The organism is Nonomuraea sp. NPDC002799 (assembly GCF_053592075.1).
Genome location: NZ_JBSFVA010000001.1, coordinates 670,161 through 688,329 on the forward strand (window position 1 = coordinate 670,161; position 18,169 = coordinate 688,329).

17 protein-coding genes are annotated in these 18,169 nt (G+C 71.1%); 9 read left to right on the forward strand and 8 right to left on the reverse strand.

The features are described from left to right. Nucleotides 1-8: 8 nt before the first annotated feature. From ACWD0F_RS02975 to ACWD0F_RS02985, 3 genes are read right to left on the reverse strand one after another with little or no spacing between them, the layout of a single operon-like run. Nucleotides 9-1,223, reverse strand: coding sequence for an NADP-dependent isocitrate dehydrogenase (locus ACWD0F_RS02975; RefSeq protein WP_449872201.1), 1,215 nt, complete (start codon nt 1,221-1,223; stop codon nt 9-11). A 52-nt stretch (nt 1,224-1,275) separates the two neighbouring features. Then, nucleotides 1,276-1,575 (reverse strand): DUF3017 domain-containing protein, encoded by a 300-nt coding sequence (locus tag ACWD0F_RS02980; protein ID WP_449872202.1) that lies wholly within the window; start codon nt 1,573-1,575, stop codon nt 1,276-1,278. Beyond that, a complete protein-coding gene (locus ACWD0F_RS02985) occupies nt 1,572-2,693 on the reverse strand; it encodes a citrate/2-methylcitrate synthase (protein WP_449872203.1) in 1,122 nt (373 codons plus the stop codon). Before ACWD0F_RS02985 ends, ACWD0F_RS02980 begins: the two co-directional genes overlap by 4 nt. A gap of 181 nt (nt 2,694-2,874) precedes the next feature. Between ACWD0F_RS02985 and ACWD0F_RS02990 the strand changes: the two genes are divergently transcribed. Next, nucleotides 2,875-3,522: an FHA domain-containing protein gene (locus ACWD0F_RS02990; RefSeq protein WP_449872204.1), complete on the forward strand. Its 648-nt coding sequence runs from the start codon at nt 2,875-2,877 to the stop codon at nt 3,520-3,522. Nucleotides 3,523-3,819: 297 nt separating this feature from the next. Here ACWD0F_RS02990 and ACWD0F_RS02995 read toward each other — a convergent pair whose 3' ends face one another. Beyond that, nucleotides 3,820-5,349: a glycoside hydrolase family 10 protein gene (locus ACWD0F_RS02995; protein WP_449872205.1), complete on the reverse strand. Its 1,530-nt coding sequence runs from the start codon at nt 5,347-5,349 to the stop codon at nt 3,820-3,822. A 117-nt stretch (nt 5,350-5,466) separates the two neighbouring features. Here ACWD0F_RS02995 and ACWD0F_RS03000 point away from each other — a divergent pair, with 117 nt between their 5' ends. After that, on the forward strand, nt 5,467-6,870 hold the full coding sequence (locus ACWD0F_RS03000) for a glycoside hydrolase family 3 protein (protein ID WP_449872206.1): 1,404 nt from the start codon (nt 5,467-5,469) through the stop codon (nt 6,868-6,870). Then, nucleotides 6,855-7,727 (forward strand): MurR/RpiR family transcriptional regulator, encoded by an 873-nt coding sequence (locus ACWD0F_RS03005; RefSeq protein WP_449872207.1) that lies wholly within the window; start codon nt 6,855-6,857, stop codon nt 7,725-7,727. Before ACWD0F_RS03000 ends, ACWD0F_RS03005 begins: the two co-directional genes overlap by 16 nt. 5 nt (nt 7,728-7,732) lie before the next feature. Here ACWD0F_RS03005 and ACWD0F_RS03010 read toward each other — a convergent pair whose 3' ends face one another. Continuing rightward, on the reverse strand, nt 7,733-8,503 hold the full coding sequence (locus tag ACWD0F_RS03010) for an IclR family transcriptional regulator domain-containing protein (RefSeq protein ID WP_449872208.1): 771 nt from the start codon (nt 8,501-8,503) through the stop codon (nt 7,733-7,735). A gap of 100 nt (nt 8,504-8,603) precedes the next feature. Between ACWD0F_RS03010 and ACWD0F_RS03015 the strand changes: the two genes are divergently transcribed. The 6 genes from ACWD0F_RS03015 to ACWD0F_RS03040 are packed head-to-tail and all read left to right on the forward strand — an operon-like array spanning nt 8,604 to nt 15,419. Continuing rightward, a complete protein-coding gene (locus ACWD0F_RS03015; RefSeq protein ID WP_449872209.1) occupies nt 8,604-9,545 on the forward strand; it encodes an ABC transporter substrate-binding protein in 942 nt (313 codons plus the stop codon). Next, a complete protein-coding gene (locus tag ACWD0F_RS03020) occupies nt 9,542-10,333 on the forward strand; it encodes an ABC transporter permease (RefSeq protein ID WP_449872210.1) in 792 nt (263 codons plus the stop codon). Before ACWD0F_RS03015 ends, ACWD0F_RS03020 begins: the two co-directional genes overlap by 4 nt. A gap of 55 nt (nt 10,334-10,388) precedes the next feature. Then, complete coding sequence (locus ACWD0F_RS03025; RefSeq protein ID WP_449872211.1) at nt 10,389-11,138, forward strand: ABC transporter permease; 750 nt, start codon at nt 10,389-10,391, stop codon at nt 11,136-11,138. After that, nucleotides 11,131-11,901, forward strand: a complete 771-nt coding sequence (locus ACWD0F_RS03030; protein WP_449872212.1) for an ABC transporter ATP-binding protein — start codon at nt 11,131-11,133, stop codon at nt 11,899-11,901. Before ACWD0F_RS03025 ends, ACWD0F_RS03030 begins: the two co-directional genes overlap by 8 nt. Continuing rightward, complete coding sequence (locus ACWD0F_RS03035) at nt 11,898-13,568, forward strand: thiamine pyrophosphate-dependent enzyme (protein WP_449872213.1); 1,671 nt, start codon at nt 11,898-11,900, stop codon at nt 13,566-13,568. Before ACWD0F_RS03030 ends, ACWD0F_RS03035 begins: the two co-directional genes overlap by 4 nt. Nucleotides 13,569-13,625: 57 nt before the next feature. Further along, nucleotides 13,626-15,419, forward strand: coding sequence for an ABC transporter substrate-binding protein (locus ACWD0F_RS03040; protein ID WP_449872214.1), 1,794 nt, complete (start codon nt 13,626-13,628; stop codon nt 15,417-15,419). A 73-nt stretch (nt 15,420-15,492) separates the two neighbouring features. Here ACWD0F_RS03040 and ACWD0F_RS03045 read toward each other — a convergent pair whose 3' ends face one another. From ACWD0F_RS03045 to ACWD0F_RS03055, 3 genes are read right to left on the reverse strand one after another with little or no spacing between them, the layout of a single operon-like run. Beyond that, nucleotides 15,493-16,230, reverse strand: a complete 738-nt coding sequence (locus tag ACWD0F_RS03045; protein WP_449872215.1) for an SDR family NAD(P)-dependent oxidoreductase — start codon at nt 16,228-16,230, stop codon at nt 15,493-15,495. Beyond that, a complete protein-coding gene (locus tag ACWD0F_RS03050) occupies nt 16,230-17,054 on the reverse strand; it encodes a polysaccharide deacetylase family protein (protein ID WP_449872216.1) in 825 nt (274 codons plus the stop codon). Before ACWD0F_RS03050 ends, ACWD0F_RS03045 begins: the two co-directional genes overlap by 1 nt. Further along, nucleotides 17,047-18,165: a C45 family autoproteolytic acyltransferase/hydolase gene (locus tag ACWD0F_RS03055; RefSeq protein WP_449872217.1), complete on the reverse strand. Its 1,119-nt coding sequence runs from the start codon at nt 18,163-18,165 to the stop codon at nt 17,047-17,049. The genes ACWD0F_RS03050 and ACWD0F_RS03055 overlap by 8 nt, the downstream gene beginning before the upstream one ends. Between the last annotated feature and the right edge of the window lie 4 nt (nt 18,166-18,169).

The window sequence follows — 18,169 nt, forward strand, 5'->3', positions numbered from 1 at the left end:
AGGCAGGATCAAGCCATCTTCTTCTTGAGGTTCTCGTCCAGCGCCGACAGGAAGTCCTGCGTGGTGAGCCACTTGGCGTCGCCGCCGACCAGGAGCGCGAGGTCCTTGGTCATCAGGCCGCTCTCGACGGTCTCGACGCAGACCTGCTCCAGCGTGTTGGCGAAGTCGGTCACGGCGGGGGTGTTGTCGAGCTTGCCGCGGTGGGCCAGGCCACGCGTCCACGCGAAGATCGAGGCGATCGGGTTGGTGGAGGTGGGGTTGCCCTTCTGGTGCTCGCGGTAGTGGCGGGTCACCGTGCCGTGGGCGGCCTCGGCCTCGACGGTCTGGCCGTCGGGGGTCATCAGGACCGAGGTCATCAGGCCGAGCGAGCCGAAGCCCTGGGCGACCGTGTCGGACTGGACGTCGCCGTCGTAGTTCTTGGCGGCCCAGACGTAGCCACCCTCCCACTTCATCGCGGCGGCGACCATGTCGTCGATGAGGCGGTGCTCGTAGGTGAGGCCGGCCTTGTCGAACTCGGCCTTGAACTCGGTCTCGAAGATCTCGGCGAAGATGTCCTTGAAGCGGCCGTCGTAGGCCTTGAGGATCGTGTTCTTCGTGGAGAGGTAGACCGGGTAGTTGCGGTTGAGGCCGTACCGCAACGACGCGCGGGCGAAGTCGCGGATCGACTCGTCCAGGTTGTACATCGCCATCGCGATGCCGCTGCCGGGGAAGTCGTACACGTCGAGCTCGATCGGCTCGGTGCCGTCCTTCGGCGTGTACGTCAGGGTCAGCTTGCCCTCGCCGGGGATCTTCAGGTCGGTCGCGCGGTACTGGTCGCCGAAGGCGTGACGGCCGACGACGATCGGCTTGGTCCAGCCAGGGACGAGCCGCGGCACGTTCGACATGATGATGGGCTCGCGGAAGATGACGCCGCCAAGGATGTTGCGGATGGTCCCGTTGGGGGACTTCCACATCTTCTTGAGTCCGAACTCCTCGACCCGCGCCTCGTCCGGGGTGATGGTGGCGCATTTCACACCGACGCCGTACTTCTTGATGGCGTTGGCGGCGTCGATGGTGACCTGGTCGTCCGTGGCGTCGCGGTGCTCGATGCCGAGGTCGTAGTACTTCAGGTCGACGTCGAGGTAGGGAAGGATCAACTGGTCCTTGATGAACTGCCAGATGATCCGGGTCATCTCGTCGCCGTCAAGCTCGACGACAGGACCCTCTACCTTGATCTTGGGCATGCTAATGGTTCCCCTTCATGTATTGATGCGTTGAGGCTATCCGACTGCCCGCTCAACGGGCGAAAAGGGACAGGATGAGCGCCTTGAGCTCGCTGTTGTCCAGCAGGAGCGAGGTGAGGACCAGCGCGAAGCCGAACCCGCCCAGGGTGACGACGTCGATGCTCTTGCTCCGGATGGACATCTGCCCGCCGTAACCGGCGAAGCGCAGCGCGGCCGCGACCATGATGACGGCGCCCAGTGCGAACCCGCCCCAGCGCGGGTCCGCGACGAAGATCACAAGCACGCCGACGACCGCACCCGCCAGAATCAGCGGGTACGGCCCCCAGCTCTCACGTTCTGTCCCTTGGCTCAACGCTCTTCTATCGGCTTCCACTTCTGGTCGGTCTCACCGATGTACTCACTGTCGGGCCTGATCAGCCGGTTGTCGGCGTGCTGCTCGATCACATGAGCGGTCCAGCCGGACATCCTGCTGATGGAGAATACCGGCGTGAACAGGTCGGTCGGAATGCCGAGGTAGTGATAGACCGACGCCGCGTAGAAGTCGACGTTCGGGTAGAGGCCCTTCGTCTCGAAGACGACCTCCTCCATCTCCTTCGACATCCGGTAGAAGGTGTCGTCACCGGTGGACTCGGCCAGCTCGGCCGACACCCTGCGCAGATGCGTGGCGCGCGGGTCCTCGGTCTTGTAGACACGGTGCCCGAAGCCCATGATCTTCTCGCCGGCGGCCAGCTTGTCGCGTACGGCCTGGGCGACTCCGCCCGGGGACAACGACTCCAGCGTCTTCATGACCTGCTCGTTCGCCCCGCCGTGCAGCGGGCCCTTGAGGGTGCCGATGGCGGCGACGATGGCGGAGTGCATGTCCGACAGGGTCGCGGCGCAGACGCGGGCGGCGAACGTGGAAGCGTTCATGGTGTGGTCGGCGTGCAGCACCAGGCACTCGTCGAAGATCTCGACCTCGCGCGCTCCGGGAGTGCGACCGGTCACCTGGAGCAGGAAGTTCGCCGCGATGCTCAGGGAGGGGTCGGGCTCGGGGACGCCGGCGCCGGTGCGGGCCGCGTGGTAACGGGCCACCAGCAGGGGCTGCTGCGCCACCAGCCGGGCGGCCTTGCCCAGGTTGGCCTCGGGGGCGATGGAGTCCTTGTCCGGATCGTCCGCGCCGAGCAGGGAGACCAGCGAGCGCAGGGCCTCCATGGGTTTCTGCTTCTCGGCGATCTCGGCGATGTTCGCGGACACGAGGGCACCGAGCTCCCTGCCGCGCGCCAGTTCCTCGCCGTATTCGTCCAGCTCGGCGCGGGTGGGCAGCTTGCCTCGCTGGAGCAGGTGGGCGGTCTCTTCGAACGTCGCTCGGCCGGCCAGGTCGTGGATGTCGTATCCGCGATAGAAGAGCCGACCAGCCTTTCCGTCAATGTCGCTCAGCGCTGTGGACGCGGCTACGACATCGGCCAGGCCTTTCGTTGGCTTGTCCGCCATGAGTGTTTCCTCCGCTTATCTTCGTCCGAAGTCTACCCGTGAGCAGGCAAAACCGTCCGCGAAGGTCCAGACCAATTTCACGCCGGATTCTGCTTTCGGCAAAGGCGATTCCGCTACCCCACGTCTGGGTAAGCCGGAGCTGTAGTAATAGTTACGGCGGGCTACCTGGGGAGGAACTGCCGTGGAGGGGCCGTTCATACGCATCGAGGACACTGGCGAGGTGGTCCCGTTGCGCCCCGAGATCACGACGGTGGGGAGAGGCCGGGGTGTTGACATCCGGCTCACCGACCCGAGTGTGTCTCGACTCCATGCCGAGTTCGTCAGGCGAGGACCCTACCTGTATGTCGTGGACCTGGGACTGTCCAGGAACGGCACGCGGGTGAATGGCAGGCCGATCGCCCGGAGGGTCCTTGACGACGGCGACGTCGTCTCCTTTGGCGCGGCGCGGGGTCGCATCGGCGGAGTCCCCCGAGAGGACTTCGCTCCCGAAGTCGAGCTGCGCAGGGCGGCCGCGCCCGAGCTGACCAGACGCGAGGTCGACGTGCTGACCTCGCTCTGCCGGCCGGCGCTGTCCGACGAGGCGTTCGTCGCTCCGGCGACCGCACGCGAGATCGCCGACGATCTGGTCGTGACCGAAGCCGCGGTCAAGCAGCATCTGCTGCGGCTCTACCAGAAGTTCCGGATTCCCGAGGGCACCAACCGGCGCACACGGCTGGCCAATGAGGTCGTCGCGCTCGGTCTGGTCCGCCCGACCCCCGTGGTGCCACCACAACGGTCATCGGGAGCTACGACCGAGCAGCCCTCGGCTGCCGGCCGCAGGGCTTCATAGGAAACGGATCGCGACCGGGGCTTCGGCGAGGGGTTCCGGCAGCGTCGGAGCCTGGGCATGACCGTGCCCCCGTGCAAGTGCCCACGCGCAGGCGCGGACACGGTTACGAGCAGCGGCGAGCGCCCGTTGGGCGATCGCCGGGCTTGTCGCAGGTCAGGAAACGGCCGGCGACGTGCGTGAGCGCAGCACGCTCACGAACACGTCGCCAGCCATGATCACCCCGAGTCCGTCGCCGGCCTGACCCTGACTCCGTCGCCGGCCACGATCAGATGACCCTGGTTTCGCCGGCGGCGACGATCAGAGGACTCTGAATCCGTTGCTCGGCTTGCTCGTCCGGTTGGCCCGGTCCACCGCCACCACGTAGTAGTGGTGGCCGCGCTTGCCGTTCGGGTCCGTCCAGCGCACCTGCCGATCACCCGGCACGACGGCGACGAGGTTGCGGGCGTCGGCGAAGGCGTTCGACGAGGCGTGACCGTCGAAGCGGAAGATGGCGAACTGGAACGGCTCGTCCCTGCCGATCGCCACCGCCCGCACTTCGACGCCGCCGGAGCGGCGCAGCGCGTAGGCCAGCACGGGCCGCCTCGGCGCCTCGCCGCCCGCCAGCCTGGGCAGCACGGGCGCGAGCGCGGGCCGCTGATAGTGATCGTTCACGGCGGTCGAGATGGAGCCGATCCGGTCGACCTTGACATCGTTGGCGTTGTACCAGATGTCGCCGCCGATCTCGGGGTGGTTCCGGTTGAGCGTGAGGTGCCGGGACAACTCGCCCGGGACCTGCCACTCGGCCGCCTGGGCCGGGTCGCCCGCCTTGTAGCCGGCCTGCCCGATCCAGAGCAGCGTGTTCGTGCCGCTCGCGACGTCGGACCACCAGGGCACGAGCTTGGAGTAGTCGGCGGGTGGCTGCCCGATGTACCAGTAGAGCTGCGGCGCGATGTAGTCGAGCCAGCCCTTCTTGACCCAGCCGCGGGTGTCGGCGTGCAGGTTGTCGTAGGACTGCCCGCCGTTGGTCTCCGAGCCGAGCGGGTCGGTGGCCTTGTTGCGCCAGATGCCTGAGGGGCTGATGCCCCAGGCGATCTCCGGCTTGGCGGCCAGCACGCGCTGCTGCATCTCCTGGACCATGAGGTCGACGTTGTTGCGCCGCCAGGTGGCCAGGTCGGGGAAGCCGGCGCCGTACTGGGCGAAGGCGGCGCTGTCGTCGAAGGCCGTGGTGTTGGTCGGATAGAAGTAGTCGTCGAAGTGCAGGCCGTCGATGTCGTAGCGGGTGACCGCGTCCATCATCGCGTCCTGGCTGAACTTGCGCACCTCCGGCAGGCCCGGGTTGTAGTAGAGCTTGCCGCCGAACGGCAGGATCCAGTCGGGGTGCTTGCGCCCGGGGTGGTCGGGGTGCAGCTTGGCCGGGTCGGCCTGCATCGAGACGCGGTACGGGTTGAACCACGCGTGGAAGGCCAGCCCGCGCTTGTGCGTCTCCGCCACGGCGAACCCGAGCGGGTCGTAGCCGGGATCCTGCCCCTGCGTGCCCGTCAGATACTGCGACCACGGCTCGAACGGCGACGGCCAGAACGCGTCCGCCGTCGGCCTGATCTGCACGAACACCGAGTTGAGCCCGCGCTGCTGTGCCACGTCCAGCCAGGCGAGATATTCGGCTTTCTGCTCGTCGGCCGTCAGTCCCGGCTTGGACGGCCAGTTGATGTTGACCACGGAGGCGATCCACATGCCGCGCATCTGCCGCAGCGGCGGAACGTAGCCGTCCTGGGCGAAGGCGGGCAGCGGGACGACGGAAGCGGCGGCGGCGAGGGCGAGACCCTTCAGGAGAGTCCTTCGGCTGGGCATGGGGGGTGCCTCTCTCGGAAGCGGGTTGTATCGAGGGCGACGATGACAGAAAATTACCTTCAGATCAACAACCGTGAAGGAAAATGCCGAATGAGTGTTGACCTGTACAGACTGGCGATGACGGTACTGCAGCCAGGCTACGAGGGCACGTCCGCTCCCGACTGGTTGCGCCGGGCGCTGGGTGAGGGGCTGGGCGGAGTGGTGCTGTTCGCCCGCAACGCCGTCGATGACCAGCTCGTACGGCATTTCCGCGCCGAGAACCCGGACACGGTCGTCGCGATCGACGAGGAGGGCGGCACGGTCACCCGGCTGGAGGTCGCGGCGGGCAGCTCCTTCCCCGGCAACCGGGCGCTGGGCGTGGTCGACGACGTGGAGCTCACCGAGCGGGTGGGCCGCCAGATCGGCCGGATGCTCGCCGAGCTGGACATCACGCTCGACTACGCGCCCTCCGCCGACGTGAACGCCGATCCGGCCAACCCCGTGATCGGCGTCCGCTCGTTCGGCCCCACGCCCGATCTGGTCGCCCGCCACACCGTCGCCTACGTCAACGGCGTGCAGGGCGCGGGTGTGGCGGCCTGCGCCAAACACTTTCCCGGCCACGGCGACACGGTGACCGACTCCCATCTGGCGCTGCCGACCGTGCACGCCCCCCGCGAGGTCCTCCTCGAACGCGACCTGCCGCCGTTCCGGTCCGCGATCGACGCCGGGGTGCGGTCGATCATGTCCGGCCACCTGCTGATTCCCGCACTCGATCCGGCGGTGCCGGCGACGCTGAGCCGTACCATCCTGACGGAGCTCCTGAGGGGCGAGCTCGGTTTCGATGGCATGCTCGTCACCGACGCGATCGAGATGCGGGCGGTGGCCGCCATGTTCGGCCCCGGCGAGATCGCGGTGCGGGCGCTCAACGCGGGGGTGGACGCCATCTGCGTGGGATTGTCCACCGAGGAAAGCCTGCACGAGATCCGCGACGCGATCGTGGCGGCGGTCCGCACGGGCGTCCTGCCCGAGGAGCGCCTGGCCGAGGCCGCCGCGCGGGTGCGCACGCTGTCCGGCTGGTACGCCGCCCAGCAGGCGCTGCGCGACAAGGCCCGCCACGACGTCGATCTCGGCGTGGGCCTGGAGGCGGCCAGGGCGGCGCTGACCACGGCCGGCTCCGCCGCGCTCGGCCGGGCGCCGCTGGTGATCGAGGTCAACAGCCGCCTGAACAAGGCCGTGGATCCGGCCACGGTGACCGGCATCACGGCCGCGCTCACCTCCCGGCTGCCGGACACGGCCATGATCCGCATGGAGGCCGGGGGCGAGCTGCCCGCGTTCGACGACCGGCCGGTCGTGCTGGTCGTGCACGACGGCGCCCGGCACGCGTGGGTGCGGGAGACCGTGGCCAAGGCCCTCGCGCTCCGGCCCGACGTGATCGTGGTCGACACCGGCGTCCCGGCGCCGCCCGGCGGCGCCACGCACGTGGCCACGCACGGGATCTCCCGCGTGTCCGCGCAGGCCGCGGCGGAATGGCTGACCCGGTGATCGCCGAGCCCGCGAACCCGGTCGCGACCGTGCGCGCCGTCCTGCCGTCGCTCACCCCCGCAGCGCAGGCCATCGGCCGCATCATCCTGGACGACCCCGGGCTGGTCGTGCGGAGCACGATCACCGAGTTCAGCGCGGTGTCGGGAACGAGTGAGGCGACGATCGTGCGCACCGCGCGGGCACTGGGGTTCGCCGGATACTCGCAGATGCGCTTCGCGCTGGCCGCGGCCGTGGCCAAGGAGCCCGAGCGGCTGGTGCCCGGCGACCTGGCGCCCGACGACCCGCTGACCGACGTGATCGCCAAGGTGGCGCGGGCCGAGTCGGAGGCGCTGGCCGACACCGCGGCCCAGCTCGACCCGGACCAGCTCGGCGAGGTGGTCCAGGCCATCGCGGTGGCCCGGCGGGTGGACGTGTACGGCGTCGCCGCCTCCGGGCTGGTGGCCGCCGACATGTCGCAGAAGTTGTTGCGGATCGGGCTGTCCAGCCATCCGTTCAGTGACGCGCACCTGGCTCTGACCAGTGCGGCGTTGCTCCGGGAAGGGGACGTGGCGGTCGCGATCAGTTGCAGCGGCGAGACGCCCGACGTGCTGGTGCCCGCGCGGACGGCCTCCGAGGCCGGGGCGATGATCGTGGGGATCACCAACAATCCGCGCTCGTCCCTGGCGGAGCTGGCCGACCACACGCTGGTGTCGGCGGGACGCGAGACCGCCTTCCGGCCCGGGGCGCTGGCCAGCCGGATCAGCCAGTTACTGATCGTGGACTGCATCTTCGTGGGGCTGGCGCAGCGTACGTACGACAAGGCGGACGCCGCCATCCGGGCCACCCGCGACGCCACCGACCGCTACCGGCGGCGCTGACGGGCTCAGGCGGGGGCGGCCGACAGGGAGGTGAGGTCGGCCTCGATCTTGGCCACCGTGGCCTGCAGCGGGGGCAGCAGGTCGCGGCGGACCGCCTGCAGGCTCGTCCGGCTGGCGTGCGTCGAGAGGTTGGCCGCCGCGACCGTCCGGCCGGAGCGGTCCTTGATCGGCACCGCGATCGAGCGCAGCCCCTCCTCCAGCTCCTGGTCCACCATGGCCCACGCGCGGCCGCGCACCTGCTCCAGCTCGGCGCGGAGGGCGGCGGGCAACACGATCGTCCGGGAGGTGAGCCGTTGTAAGTCGGCCCGCCCCAGATAGTCGTCGAGCTGCGCGGGCGCGAGGCCGGCGAGCAGCACCCGGCCCATCGAGGTGCAGTAGGCCGGGAACCGGGTGCCGATGCTGATCGTCACCCGCATGATCCGGGCGGTGGCCACCCGCGCCACGTAGATGACGTCCTCCCCGTCGAGCACCGCGACCGAGGCCGACTCGTGCACCTCGGCGGCCAGGCGTTCGAGATGGGGCCCGGCCACCTCGGGCAGGGACAGGCTGGACAGGTAGGCGTAGCCGAGGTCCAGCACCCGGGGCGTGAGCGCGAACAGCCGGCCGTCGTTGCGCACATAGCCGAGCTCCGCGAGCGTGATCAGGAACCGCCGGGCCGCGGCCCGGCTGAGCCCGGTCGCGCGGGCGACCTGGCTGAGCGTGAGCTCCGGATCCTTGGCACTGAACGCCCGGATCACCGCGAGTCCTCGGGCCAGCGACTGCACATGATCGACCATGGTGATCCCTTGACACGAGCCGACAAAGGCGTAGGTTCCGCGATACGGGGTCGTTCGGTCAGAGAATACATGTGCGCATCGCGAACAAATAGGAGCAGCCGTGCGTCGTGCCCCCCTACTCTTCGCCGCGCTGCTCGTGGCCGCGTGCGGCGGCACCCAGCCTGCGGCGACCAGCCAGGCCCCGAGCGGCAAGACCAAGGTCAACGCCGGCGTGATCGCCATCGTCGACACCGCTCCGATCCACCTCGGCAAGGCCAAGGGCTTCTTCGACGAGCAGAACATCGACCTGACGATCACCCCCGTCCAGGGCGGCGCGGCCAGCATCTCGGGGGCGGTGAGCGGGCAGTTCCAGTTCGCCTTCGCCAACACGACCTCGCTGCTGACCGCCAAGCAGCAGGGCCTCGACGTCAAGGTGGTCGCCAACGGCGTCTCCTCGACCGGGGAGCAGGGCAAGGACTTCAGCGCGGTGCTGGTCAAGCCCGGCAGCCCGATCAAGACGGCCAAGGACCTGGCGGGCAAGAAGATCTCGGTCAACCAGCTCAAGAACATCGGCGACACGACCGTACGCGCCTCCGTGCGCAACGCCGGCGGCGACCCGACGGGCATCGAGTTCATCGAGCTGCCCTTCCCCGACGCGCCCGCCGCGCTGCAGAGCGACCGGGTGGACGCTATCTGGGTGGTGGAGCCGTTCGTCAGCCAGGCGATCAGCCAGGGAGCGCGCCCCGTGGCCTGGAACTTCGCCGACGCCGCCCCCGACCTCACCGTCGCCATGTACTTCACCACGAGCAAGACCGACGCCGACCTGACCAAGCGGTTCACGACGGCCATGCGCAAGGCGCTGGAGTATGCCGACGCGCATCCCGACGAGGTCAGAGAGGTGCTGAAGACCTACACCAAGATCGCGCCCGAGGTGATCGCGAAGATCTATCTGCCGAAGTGGCCGGTCGAGGTGAACAAGGCGTCCGTGCAGACCATCGCCGACCTGGCGGTGGCCGACGGGGTGCTCAAGGAGAAGATCGACGTGTCGGCGCTGGTGCCGTGACCCGTACGCGCTCGGGTGCGCCGGCCAGGCTGGGCTACGGCGTCGCCGGACTCGGCGGGCTGCTGGTGCTGCTGGAGGCCGTACCGAAGCTGGGCCTGGTCGACGCGCGGTTCCTGCCGCCCGCCTCGGCGATCCTCGGCACGCTGGCCACGGAGCTGACCACGCCGGAGTTGTGGATCGCGCTCGGCGAGACCCTGCGCGGCTGGGCGCTGGGACTGGCGATCGCGTTCTGCGCGGCGGTCGTGGCCGGGGTCGTCATCGGGATCGTGCCGGGGATGCGCGCGCTGACGAGCTCCACCGTCGAGTTCCTCCGGCCGATCCCGTCGGTCGCGCTGGTGCCGCTGGCCACGTTGTTGTTCGGCCCCTCGCTCGGCTCGACGCTGCTGCTCGTCGTCTACGCCTCGTTCTGGCAGGTGCTCATCCAGGTCCTGTACGGCGTGGCGGCCGTGGACTCCGTCGCCTTCGACACCGCGCGGTCGTACGGACTGTCGGCCTGGTCGCGGGTGCGGCACCTGGTGTGGCCGACCGCGCTGCCTTACGTGATGACCGGGCTCCGGCTGGCGGCGGCGGTGGCCTTCATCCTGGCGGTCACGGCCGAGCTGGTGATCGGCAGCCCCGGGCTGGGGGCCGAGATCCAGGTGGCGCAGAGCAGCGGGGCGGTGCCGGCGGTGTACGCGCTGATCGTGGTGGCCGGGCTGGTGGGCATCGCGGTGAACGCGGCGGTGCGGCTGCTGGAGCGCAAGGTGCTGGCCTGGCATCCGGCCGTGCGGTCGGAGGTGGCCGGGTGAGGGGCGTGCGGTCGGGGGCGGCTCGGGTGAGAAGCGGGCGGTCGGAGGTGGCCAGGTGAGGGGCGTGCGGCTGGTGGCGCTGCCGGTGGTGCTGGTGCTGCTCTGGTGGGCGGTCAGCGGGAGCTCGTTCTACCTGCCGGGGCCGGTCGAGGTGGGGCGGGCGTTCGCCGAGACGTGGTTCTCCGAGCGGCTGGCCGCGGACGTGCTGCCGAGCGTCGGGCGGCTGCTGGCCGGTTACGCGCTGGCGGGGCTGCTCGGTGTGGGGCTGGGGGTGCTGATCGGGTCGTCGCGGCGGTCGCGGGCCACGCTGGAGCCGGTGCTGGAGTTCTTCCGGGCCATCCCGCCGCCCGTGCTGGTGCCGCTGATCATGTTGCTGGCCGGCATCGACACGCCCATGAAGGTGCTGGTCATCGTCTCCGGCTGCGTGTGGCCGATCCTGCTCAACACCGTGGAGGGCGTACGCGCCCTGGACGAGGTCCTCGCCGACACCTGCCGCATGTACGGCGTGCGCGGCGCGTCGAGGATGCGGCGGTTCGTGCTGCGCGGCGCCAGCCCGCAGATCATGACCGGGCTGCGGCAGGCGTTGTCGATCGGGATCATCCTCATGGTCATCAGCGAGATGTTCGCCAGCTCCAGCGGGCTCGGGTTCACCATCGTGCTCTTCCAGCGGCAGTTCCAGATCGCCGAGATGTGGAGCGGGATCCTGCTCCTCGGGCTGCTCGGCCTGGGGTTGTCCCTGCTCTTCCGCCGTCTGGAGCGGTGGGTGTTGTCCTGGTACTACGGCAGTGGAGCCGCCCGTGCTTGAGATCTCCGAGCTGAGCAAGGCGTATGAGAGCCCGGGGCGCCGGGTGGAGGCGATCAGGTCGATCAGCTTCGCCGTCGGTGCCGGCGAGCTGGTGTGCGTCGTGGGCCCCTCCGGCTGCGGCAAGACCACGCTGCTGCGCTGCGTCGCGGGGCTGCTGCCGGTCGGCGGGGGCGAGGTGCGGGTGGCCGGCGTGCCCGTCACCGGGCCGCCGCCGCGGATGGCCGTGGTCTTCCAGGAGTACGGCCGCAGCCTGTTCCCCTGGATGACCGTGCGGCAGAACGTGGAGCTGCCGCTGAAGGAGAAGCGGGTGCCCGCCGCGCGGCGCGGGGAGCTGGTCGCCGGCTCCCTGGACGCGGTCGGGCTCGGCGACGTGGCCGGCGCCCATCCGTGGCAACTCTCCGGCGGCATGCAGCAGCGGGTGGCCATCGCCAGGGCGGTCGCGTACGAGCCGCAGGTGCTGCTGATGGACGAGCCGTTCGCCGCCGTGGACGCGCAGACCAGAGCGGACCTGGAGGACCTGATCCTGCGGTTGTGGCGGGACCTCGGGGTGACCACGCTGTTCGTCACCCACGACATCGACGAGGCCGTCTACCTGGGACAGCGCGTCGTCGTGTTGTCCTCCTCGCCCACCACGGTCATGGAGGACCTGAAGATCGACCTGCCGCCCGAGCGGGATCAGCTCGCGACGCGGTCGCTGCCGCGGTTCGGGGAGTTGCGGGGGCATGTCTACCGGCAGATCCAGCGGGCCAGGGGGGCGCGATGAGCACGGTCAGGGACGCGGTCTTCGAGGTGCTCAGGCGGTACGGGCTGACCACGATCTTCTGCAATCCCGGCTCGACGGAGGTGTCGCTGCTGACCGGGCTGCCGGACGACCTGCGGTTCGTACTCGCGCTGCACGAAGGATCCGTGGTGGGCATGGCGACGGGATGGGCGATCGGGCACGAGGCCCCCGCGCTGGCCATTCTGCACACCACCGCCGGGCTCGGGAACGCGGTGGGCGCCATCGCCACGGCCCGGGTCAACCGGGCGCCGCTGGTGATCGTGGTGGGGCAGCAGGACCGGCGGCATCTGGCGCTGGAGCCGTTCCTGGCCGGGCGGCTGGACGGGCTGGCCGGCGACTATCCGGTGTGGGTGGGGCAGCCGGTGCGGGCGCAGGACGTTCCCGGGGCGGTGGCACGGGCGTTCCACGAGGCGACCACCTTCCGTGGGCCCGCGCTGGTGGTGGTGCCGATGGACGACTGGGCGCAGCCGTTCGGGGACGAGGAGACGGTGGCGGCGCCGGGGCGGCTGCTGCGGCCTGCCGCCGTGGCCGACGGCGATCTGGCGCCGCTGGTGAAGCTGCTGGCCGGGGCCCGGTCGCCGGCCATCGTCGCGGGCGCGGGAGCCGGGTGGGAGTCGCTGGTCCCCCTGGCCGAGCGGCTGGGGTGCCCGGTGTTCCAGGAGTCGTTCGGGGCTCGGGCCGGGTTCCCGCAGGATCATCCGCAGTACGCGGGCGTGCTGCCCGCCGACCGGGCGCGGCTGCGGGAGGCGCTGGCCGGGCATGACGTGGTGCTCGCGGTGGGCGCGCCGGTCTTCCGGCAGTATCCGTACGCGCCGGGGCCGCTGGTGGCGCCGGGGACGTCGGTCGCGGTGGTGACGGACGATCCGGCGGAGGCCCATCGGAGCCCGGCCGGGCTGGCCTACCTGGCGTCGCCGTCGGCCGTCTGCGCCCGCCTGACCACCCTGCTCCCACCCCGGCCCGCCGCGACCTTGCCGTCGGGTGCGGGCGTCTCCGGCGTTCCTGGTGTGTCGTCGGGTGCGGGCGTTGCAGGTGTGCCGTCGGGTGCGGGCGTTGCAGGGGACGTACCCACTGTTCCCGCCGTGCCGTCCGAGGGGCGGCCGTTGCGGGCGGCGCATGTGCTGCGGGAGCTGGCATCGCGGTTGCCCGCTGACACCGTACTCGTCGAGGAGACCCCGTCCTCGCGCCCCGACCTGCACCGCCTGGTGCCCGCGCGAACCCCGCTCGGGTTCCTGTCGGCGGCCATGGGCGGCCTCGGGTTCGCCGTGCCGGCCGCGGTCGGCCTGCGGATGGCGCTGCCCGGCCGGCCCGTGGTGGCGGTGGTGGGCGACGGATCGGCGCTCTACGGCCTGCACGCCCTGTGGAGCGCCGCGCACTACCGCGTGGGTGCGCTCTTCGTCGTGCTGGCCAACAGCCGGTACGCGGTCATGGACCGCCTGGCCGACAAGCAGGGCGGCAAGGCCCCGTGGCCGCCGTTCACCGAGGTGGACATGGGCGGCCTGGCCAGATCGCTCGGCTGCCCGGCCCGGCGGGTGGACGCCTACGACGAGCTGACGGCCGTGCTCGACAAGGTTCTGCCGTCGTTGTCCGCCCGCGAGGAGCCCCTGCTGCTCGACGTGACCGTGACGGTGGACCCGGATTTCCAGCCCTAGACGCCGTCCAGAGCTGGAAAGGGGCAGGTCAGAGCAAATGCCCGGTATCGTCCTTGAATGGGGAAACGTCTCGAAGCCGAGCCTGCGTTTCGAGCCCGGCTCACGGTGGACGCCGGGCAGCGCGTCGTCACGGGCGCCATGGAGTTCTTCGCGCGCAACCGGCCGCTGATCGACCATGCCAGGCGCGCCGCCGCCGAGGGGCCCGGCGTGCTGCGTTACTACTGGCGAGCCGCCGACCAGCTTCTCTACCGGGTGACCATCGAGATCTCCGGCACCGAGCGCGGGCCCGTGACCGGGCTGGAGGCGCTGCGGTGCGAGCCGCCGTGGGGGCTGACCCAGCGCGAGCACGAGGTGCTGACCTGCGTGACCCTCGGCCTGACGAACCCCGAGACGGCTGATCGGGTGAGCTGCGGCATCCGTACCGTGGGGACCCACGTGGAGCACGTGCTGGCCAAGCTGGGCGCGCCGACCAGGGCCGCCGCCGCCGCGCTGGCCGTGGCGGAGGACGCGCTGCTGGCGCCGCTGCCCGAGCGGATCACCGCCGTGGGCCGGGTGACGCGGGCCACGGAGACCGTGACCACGGCGCCCGGCGGCGCCGAGACGGCGTTCGCCGCCGCCCGTGGCGCGACGGCGCAGGTCGCGGGCCGTGGCGCGACGGCGCCCGGCGCGGGCCGCGTCGAGAGCCGTGGGGAGGCGCGGCGGCCCATCCGGCTGGGGGCGATCTACCCGCTCGACGGCCCCAGGCGCTTCGACGCGCAGGCCATGCGGCGCGGCGCGGCCATCGCCGTGGACGAGCTCAACGCCAGGGGCGGCGTCGCCGGGCGGCGGGTCGACCACCTCGCCATCGAGGTCTCCGGCGACACCGGCGCCGACCTGCTGCGGGCGGTGGAGTACCTGCGCTCGCACGACGTGGACGCCATCACGCTCGGCAACGTCAGCCCGCCCTTCCACCTCGGCGCGATCACGCTGGCCGCCGAGTACCGCGCGCCGCTCATGCACGCCATGGTCTCCCCCACGATCACCGAGCACGTCCACGACAATCCCGCCGTACTGGGGCAGACCTTCCAGGTGTGCGCGACTGAGACGGCCTATTTGTCGGGGTTCGTCAGGACGCTGGATCTGCTCGTCCGGTCGGGGCAGTGGCGGCCGGACAACCGGCGACTGGTGGCGCTGATGCGCGAGAACGACTACGACCCCGGCCTCGACCGGCTGGCCGACGAGCACGGCTGGGAGCTGACCGCCACCGTGCCGATCCAGGACACGGGCGTGCCGTGGGCCGACGTGGTCGCCTCCGTGCTGGCCGGCGATCCGGCCGCGATCCTGGTGTGCACGTACGTGGAGGACGAGCTCAGGAGCTTCCTGCGGGAGCTGCGCCGGCAGGGTGGCCGCGCGCTCGTGCACACGGTGTGGACGCCGACGATCCCGCACTTCGAGCGGCGGATGGAAGGGCTGGCGGAAGGACTGTTGTGGTCCACGGTCATCGGCACGTACGGGGACCCGGTGAGCGCCCGGTTCATGCGGCGCTACCGGCACGCGTTCGGGGACGAGCCGGGCAGCGGCAGCGCGGCCATCCACTACGACATGATCCACATGCTGGCCGGGGCCTGGGCCACGGTCGGGCGGCCGTGGGACTTCGAGGCCGTGGTGCGGTCGTTGCGCGAAGGTGTGCATCGCGGGGCCGCCGGGCCCTACTACTTCGGCGGCCGTGGGCAGCGGGCGCTGGCCTATCCCGACGACACCTTCGACGCCTCCCTTGCGCACGCCCACCTGGTGCACCAGGTGCAGGACGGCAAGAGCCGGGTCATCGCCCCCACGGAGCTGGCCGGGCACGCCTTCAGAGCGCCGTTCTGAGCCCTCCGCACGCCGTCCGGGGCCCGAGGGGCGCCGTCTGGGGCCGGAGACGCGCTGGTCTGGGGCCCGAGGTCTAGGGCCCGAGCCAGGAGGGCGCGTTGACCGGGCCGAGGCCCGCGCCGCCGTCCGCCGCGAGCACGTGCCCGTTGACCCAGGCCGACTCGGGCGAGCACAACCAGAGCAGGCTCGGCACGATGTCCGCCGGGACGGCCACCCGGCCGGCCGGGCTGGCGGCCCGCACGGCCTCGACGTAGGCGTCCGGCACCGGGTTCAGCGCCGAGCCGACGTCCACGTAACCGGGCGCGACCGCGTTGACCCGCACGCCCAGGGGCCCCAGCTCCAGCGCGAGCCCCCGGGTCACGGCCTCCAGGGCCGCCTTCGAGGCCGCGTACACCATCGTGCCCGGCCGGGGCCGCTGGGCGCCGCCCGTGCTGGTGAACACGATCGCCGCCGGGCGCGCCGCCCGTACACAGAGCTCGGCCAGGGTCGTGGCGGCCATCAGCGCCGAGCGCGTGTTGACCGCCAGCACCGTGTCGAACAGCTCCTCGGTCGTCTCCAGCGCCCGCCGCGCCGGGAACACGCCGGCCACGTGCAGGAGCGCGTCCAGCGGCCCGTACGACTCCCAGGCCGCCAGGACCGCCGCCCGCGCCGCGCCCGGCTCGCCCAGGTCGGCCACCACATGCGCGGAATAGTCCTGCGCGACCGCGGAGCGCGGGGAGTCCACCGCCACCACCTCGTGGCCGGCCGCGGCCAGCGCGGCGCAGGCGGCCGCGCCGATCCCGCCGCAGGCGCCCAGCACGAGCACCCGCATCAGGCACCGCCGTTGAACGCCAGGGCGGTGTCCAGGCAGGTACGGAAGGCGAGCGGCCGTTCGAGGCAGGCGTCGAGGAAACGTTCGAGGCCCAGCATGCGATGCCCGCGCCCGATGACCTGCGGATGAAAGGTCAGCACGCACACCCCGCCGGGCTCCTCCCGCATCATGTAGTCGACGTCGTCGAGGAAGTTGCCGAACACCGATCCCGGGTCGCGCAGCCCCGGCATGATCCCGGTGTCCGTCCGCAGATACTCGAACTGCGGGTAGTCGTCGAGCGACCACGACACCGGCAGCTCGACCAGCGGCGTCGGCTCGCCGAACCGGTAGGGCCCGTCGGGGTCGGCCACGTCGCCGCGCCTGGCGTAGTAGGGGGTGTAGTCGGTGGCCATCAGGCTGGAGTCGTACACGCAGCCGAGCTCCAGCAGCACGTCCACGGTCGAGGTGGTGAAGTCCCAGCTCGGCGTGCGGTTGCCGCGGGGCTCGTAGCCGGTGACCTTCCTGATGGAGTCGCGGGCCCTGGTGGCCGCGCGCAGCTCACCGTCCCGGTCGAGCTTGGAGACCGGCTCGTGCAGGTAGCCGTGCAGGGCGATCTCGTGGCCCGCCTCGGCGATGGCGGCGCACTCGGCCGGATAGGTGTCCACGGTGTGCCCGGGGATGAAGAACGTCGCCGTGATGCCGCGCGCACGCAACATCTTCAGGATCCGGGGCACGGCGTGCGCCCCGAACTCGCCCCGCGAGACGGGACCGGGGGTCGTCATCCCGCGGGCCTGCCAGAGCGAGATCGCGTCGAAGTCGAACGTGAGGCAGATCGTCTCAGGCATGGTCCTCCTTGAAGTGGATCTCCGGCACCGCGTCCGGCGCGAAGGCGTCGTCCAGGCGCCACCGCTCGTACGGGCGCTCGCACGGCGGGTACGCGGCGATGTACAGGTCACGCTGGTCGAGGTCCATCACGACGGAGTAGACCGACACGATCGCGTCGGTGTCCGGGTTGACGTGGCGGCAGATGCCGTCGGGGTAGGAGTAGTGGTCACGCAGGGCGCCCACGATGTCGGCGATCTCCAGCGTCCTGGCCGCGGCGGCGTCCTCCAGCAGGTGCCTGGCCCGCGTGGGCCGCAGCAGGGTCAGCGCCGAGGTGGCGGCCTTCTTGTCGGTCAGCGGCAGCGCGCACTGGAAGTGGTTGGAGTGGGTGATCATCCCGTCCTGCGGCAGCAGCGTCCCGAACACGTCGGGCGCCACTTCCAGGTCGATCGCCTCGCCGCCGGCGTCCGCGATGAGCAGGTTGCCCGACGAGATGCGCCGCACGTCCAGCACCTTGCGGTGGGCCTCGGCCATCGTCTTCGACTGCAGGACGCCGCGCAGCAGATAGTGGTACGGCACGCCGGGGCCGCCGGTGTCGCGGTCGGAGACCAGGAGGTTCGCGCACACGCCGAGGCCCGCCGAGTTGAGCCCCGACTTCGCCAGCATCCCCGCCTCGGCCAGGGTGAGCACCGAGAAGCCCTCGGTGTCCCTGGTCGCCAGCAGGAACGTGACCGGGCCCTGCTCGGGCTGCCAGTCCCAGTTCTGGGCGAGCAGCGTGTGCCGGTCCCTGGTGTGCTTGGGCAGCACGGCCACGGAGGTGCAGCCCTCGTCGCGGTAGCCGGTGCCGTACAACATCTCGGTGCGGGCGTTGAGCGCGGTGATGTGCTCGATGGGCTGGCCGGCGCCCGCCGCGAGACCTTCCAGCATGGCGGCGATGCGCGTGTCGTACCGCCTGGCCACGTCGAGGTAGATCGTGCCCCAGCGGCGCACGTCCGCGTCGGTGAGCCCGGCCTCGTCGCGGAAGCGGCGCAGGTAGGTCGCCAGGCTCCGCTCGACCAGCGGGCTGGTGCGGCGGCCGAGCTCGGCGCCCATCTCCTCGTACGTGCCCTCGACCGCGATCAGTGGTGGGTTCATGGTC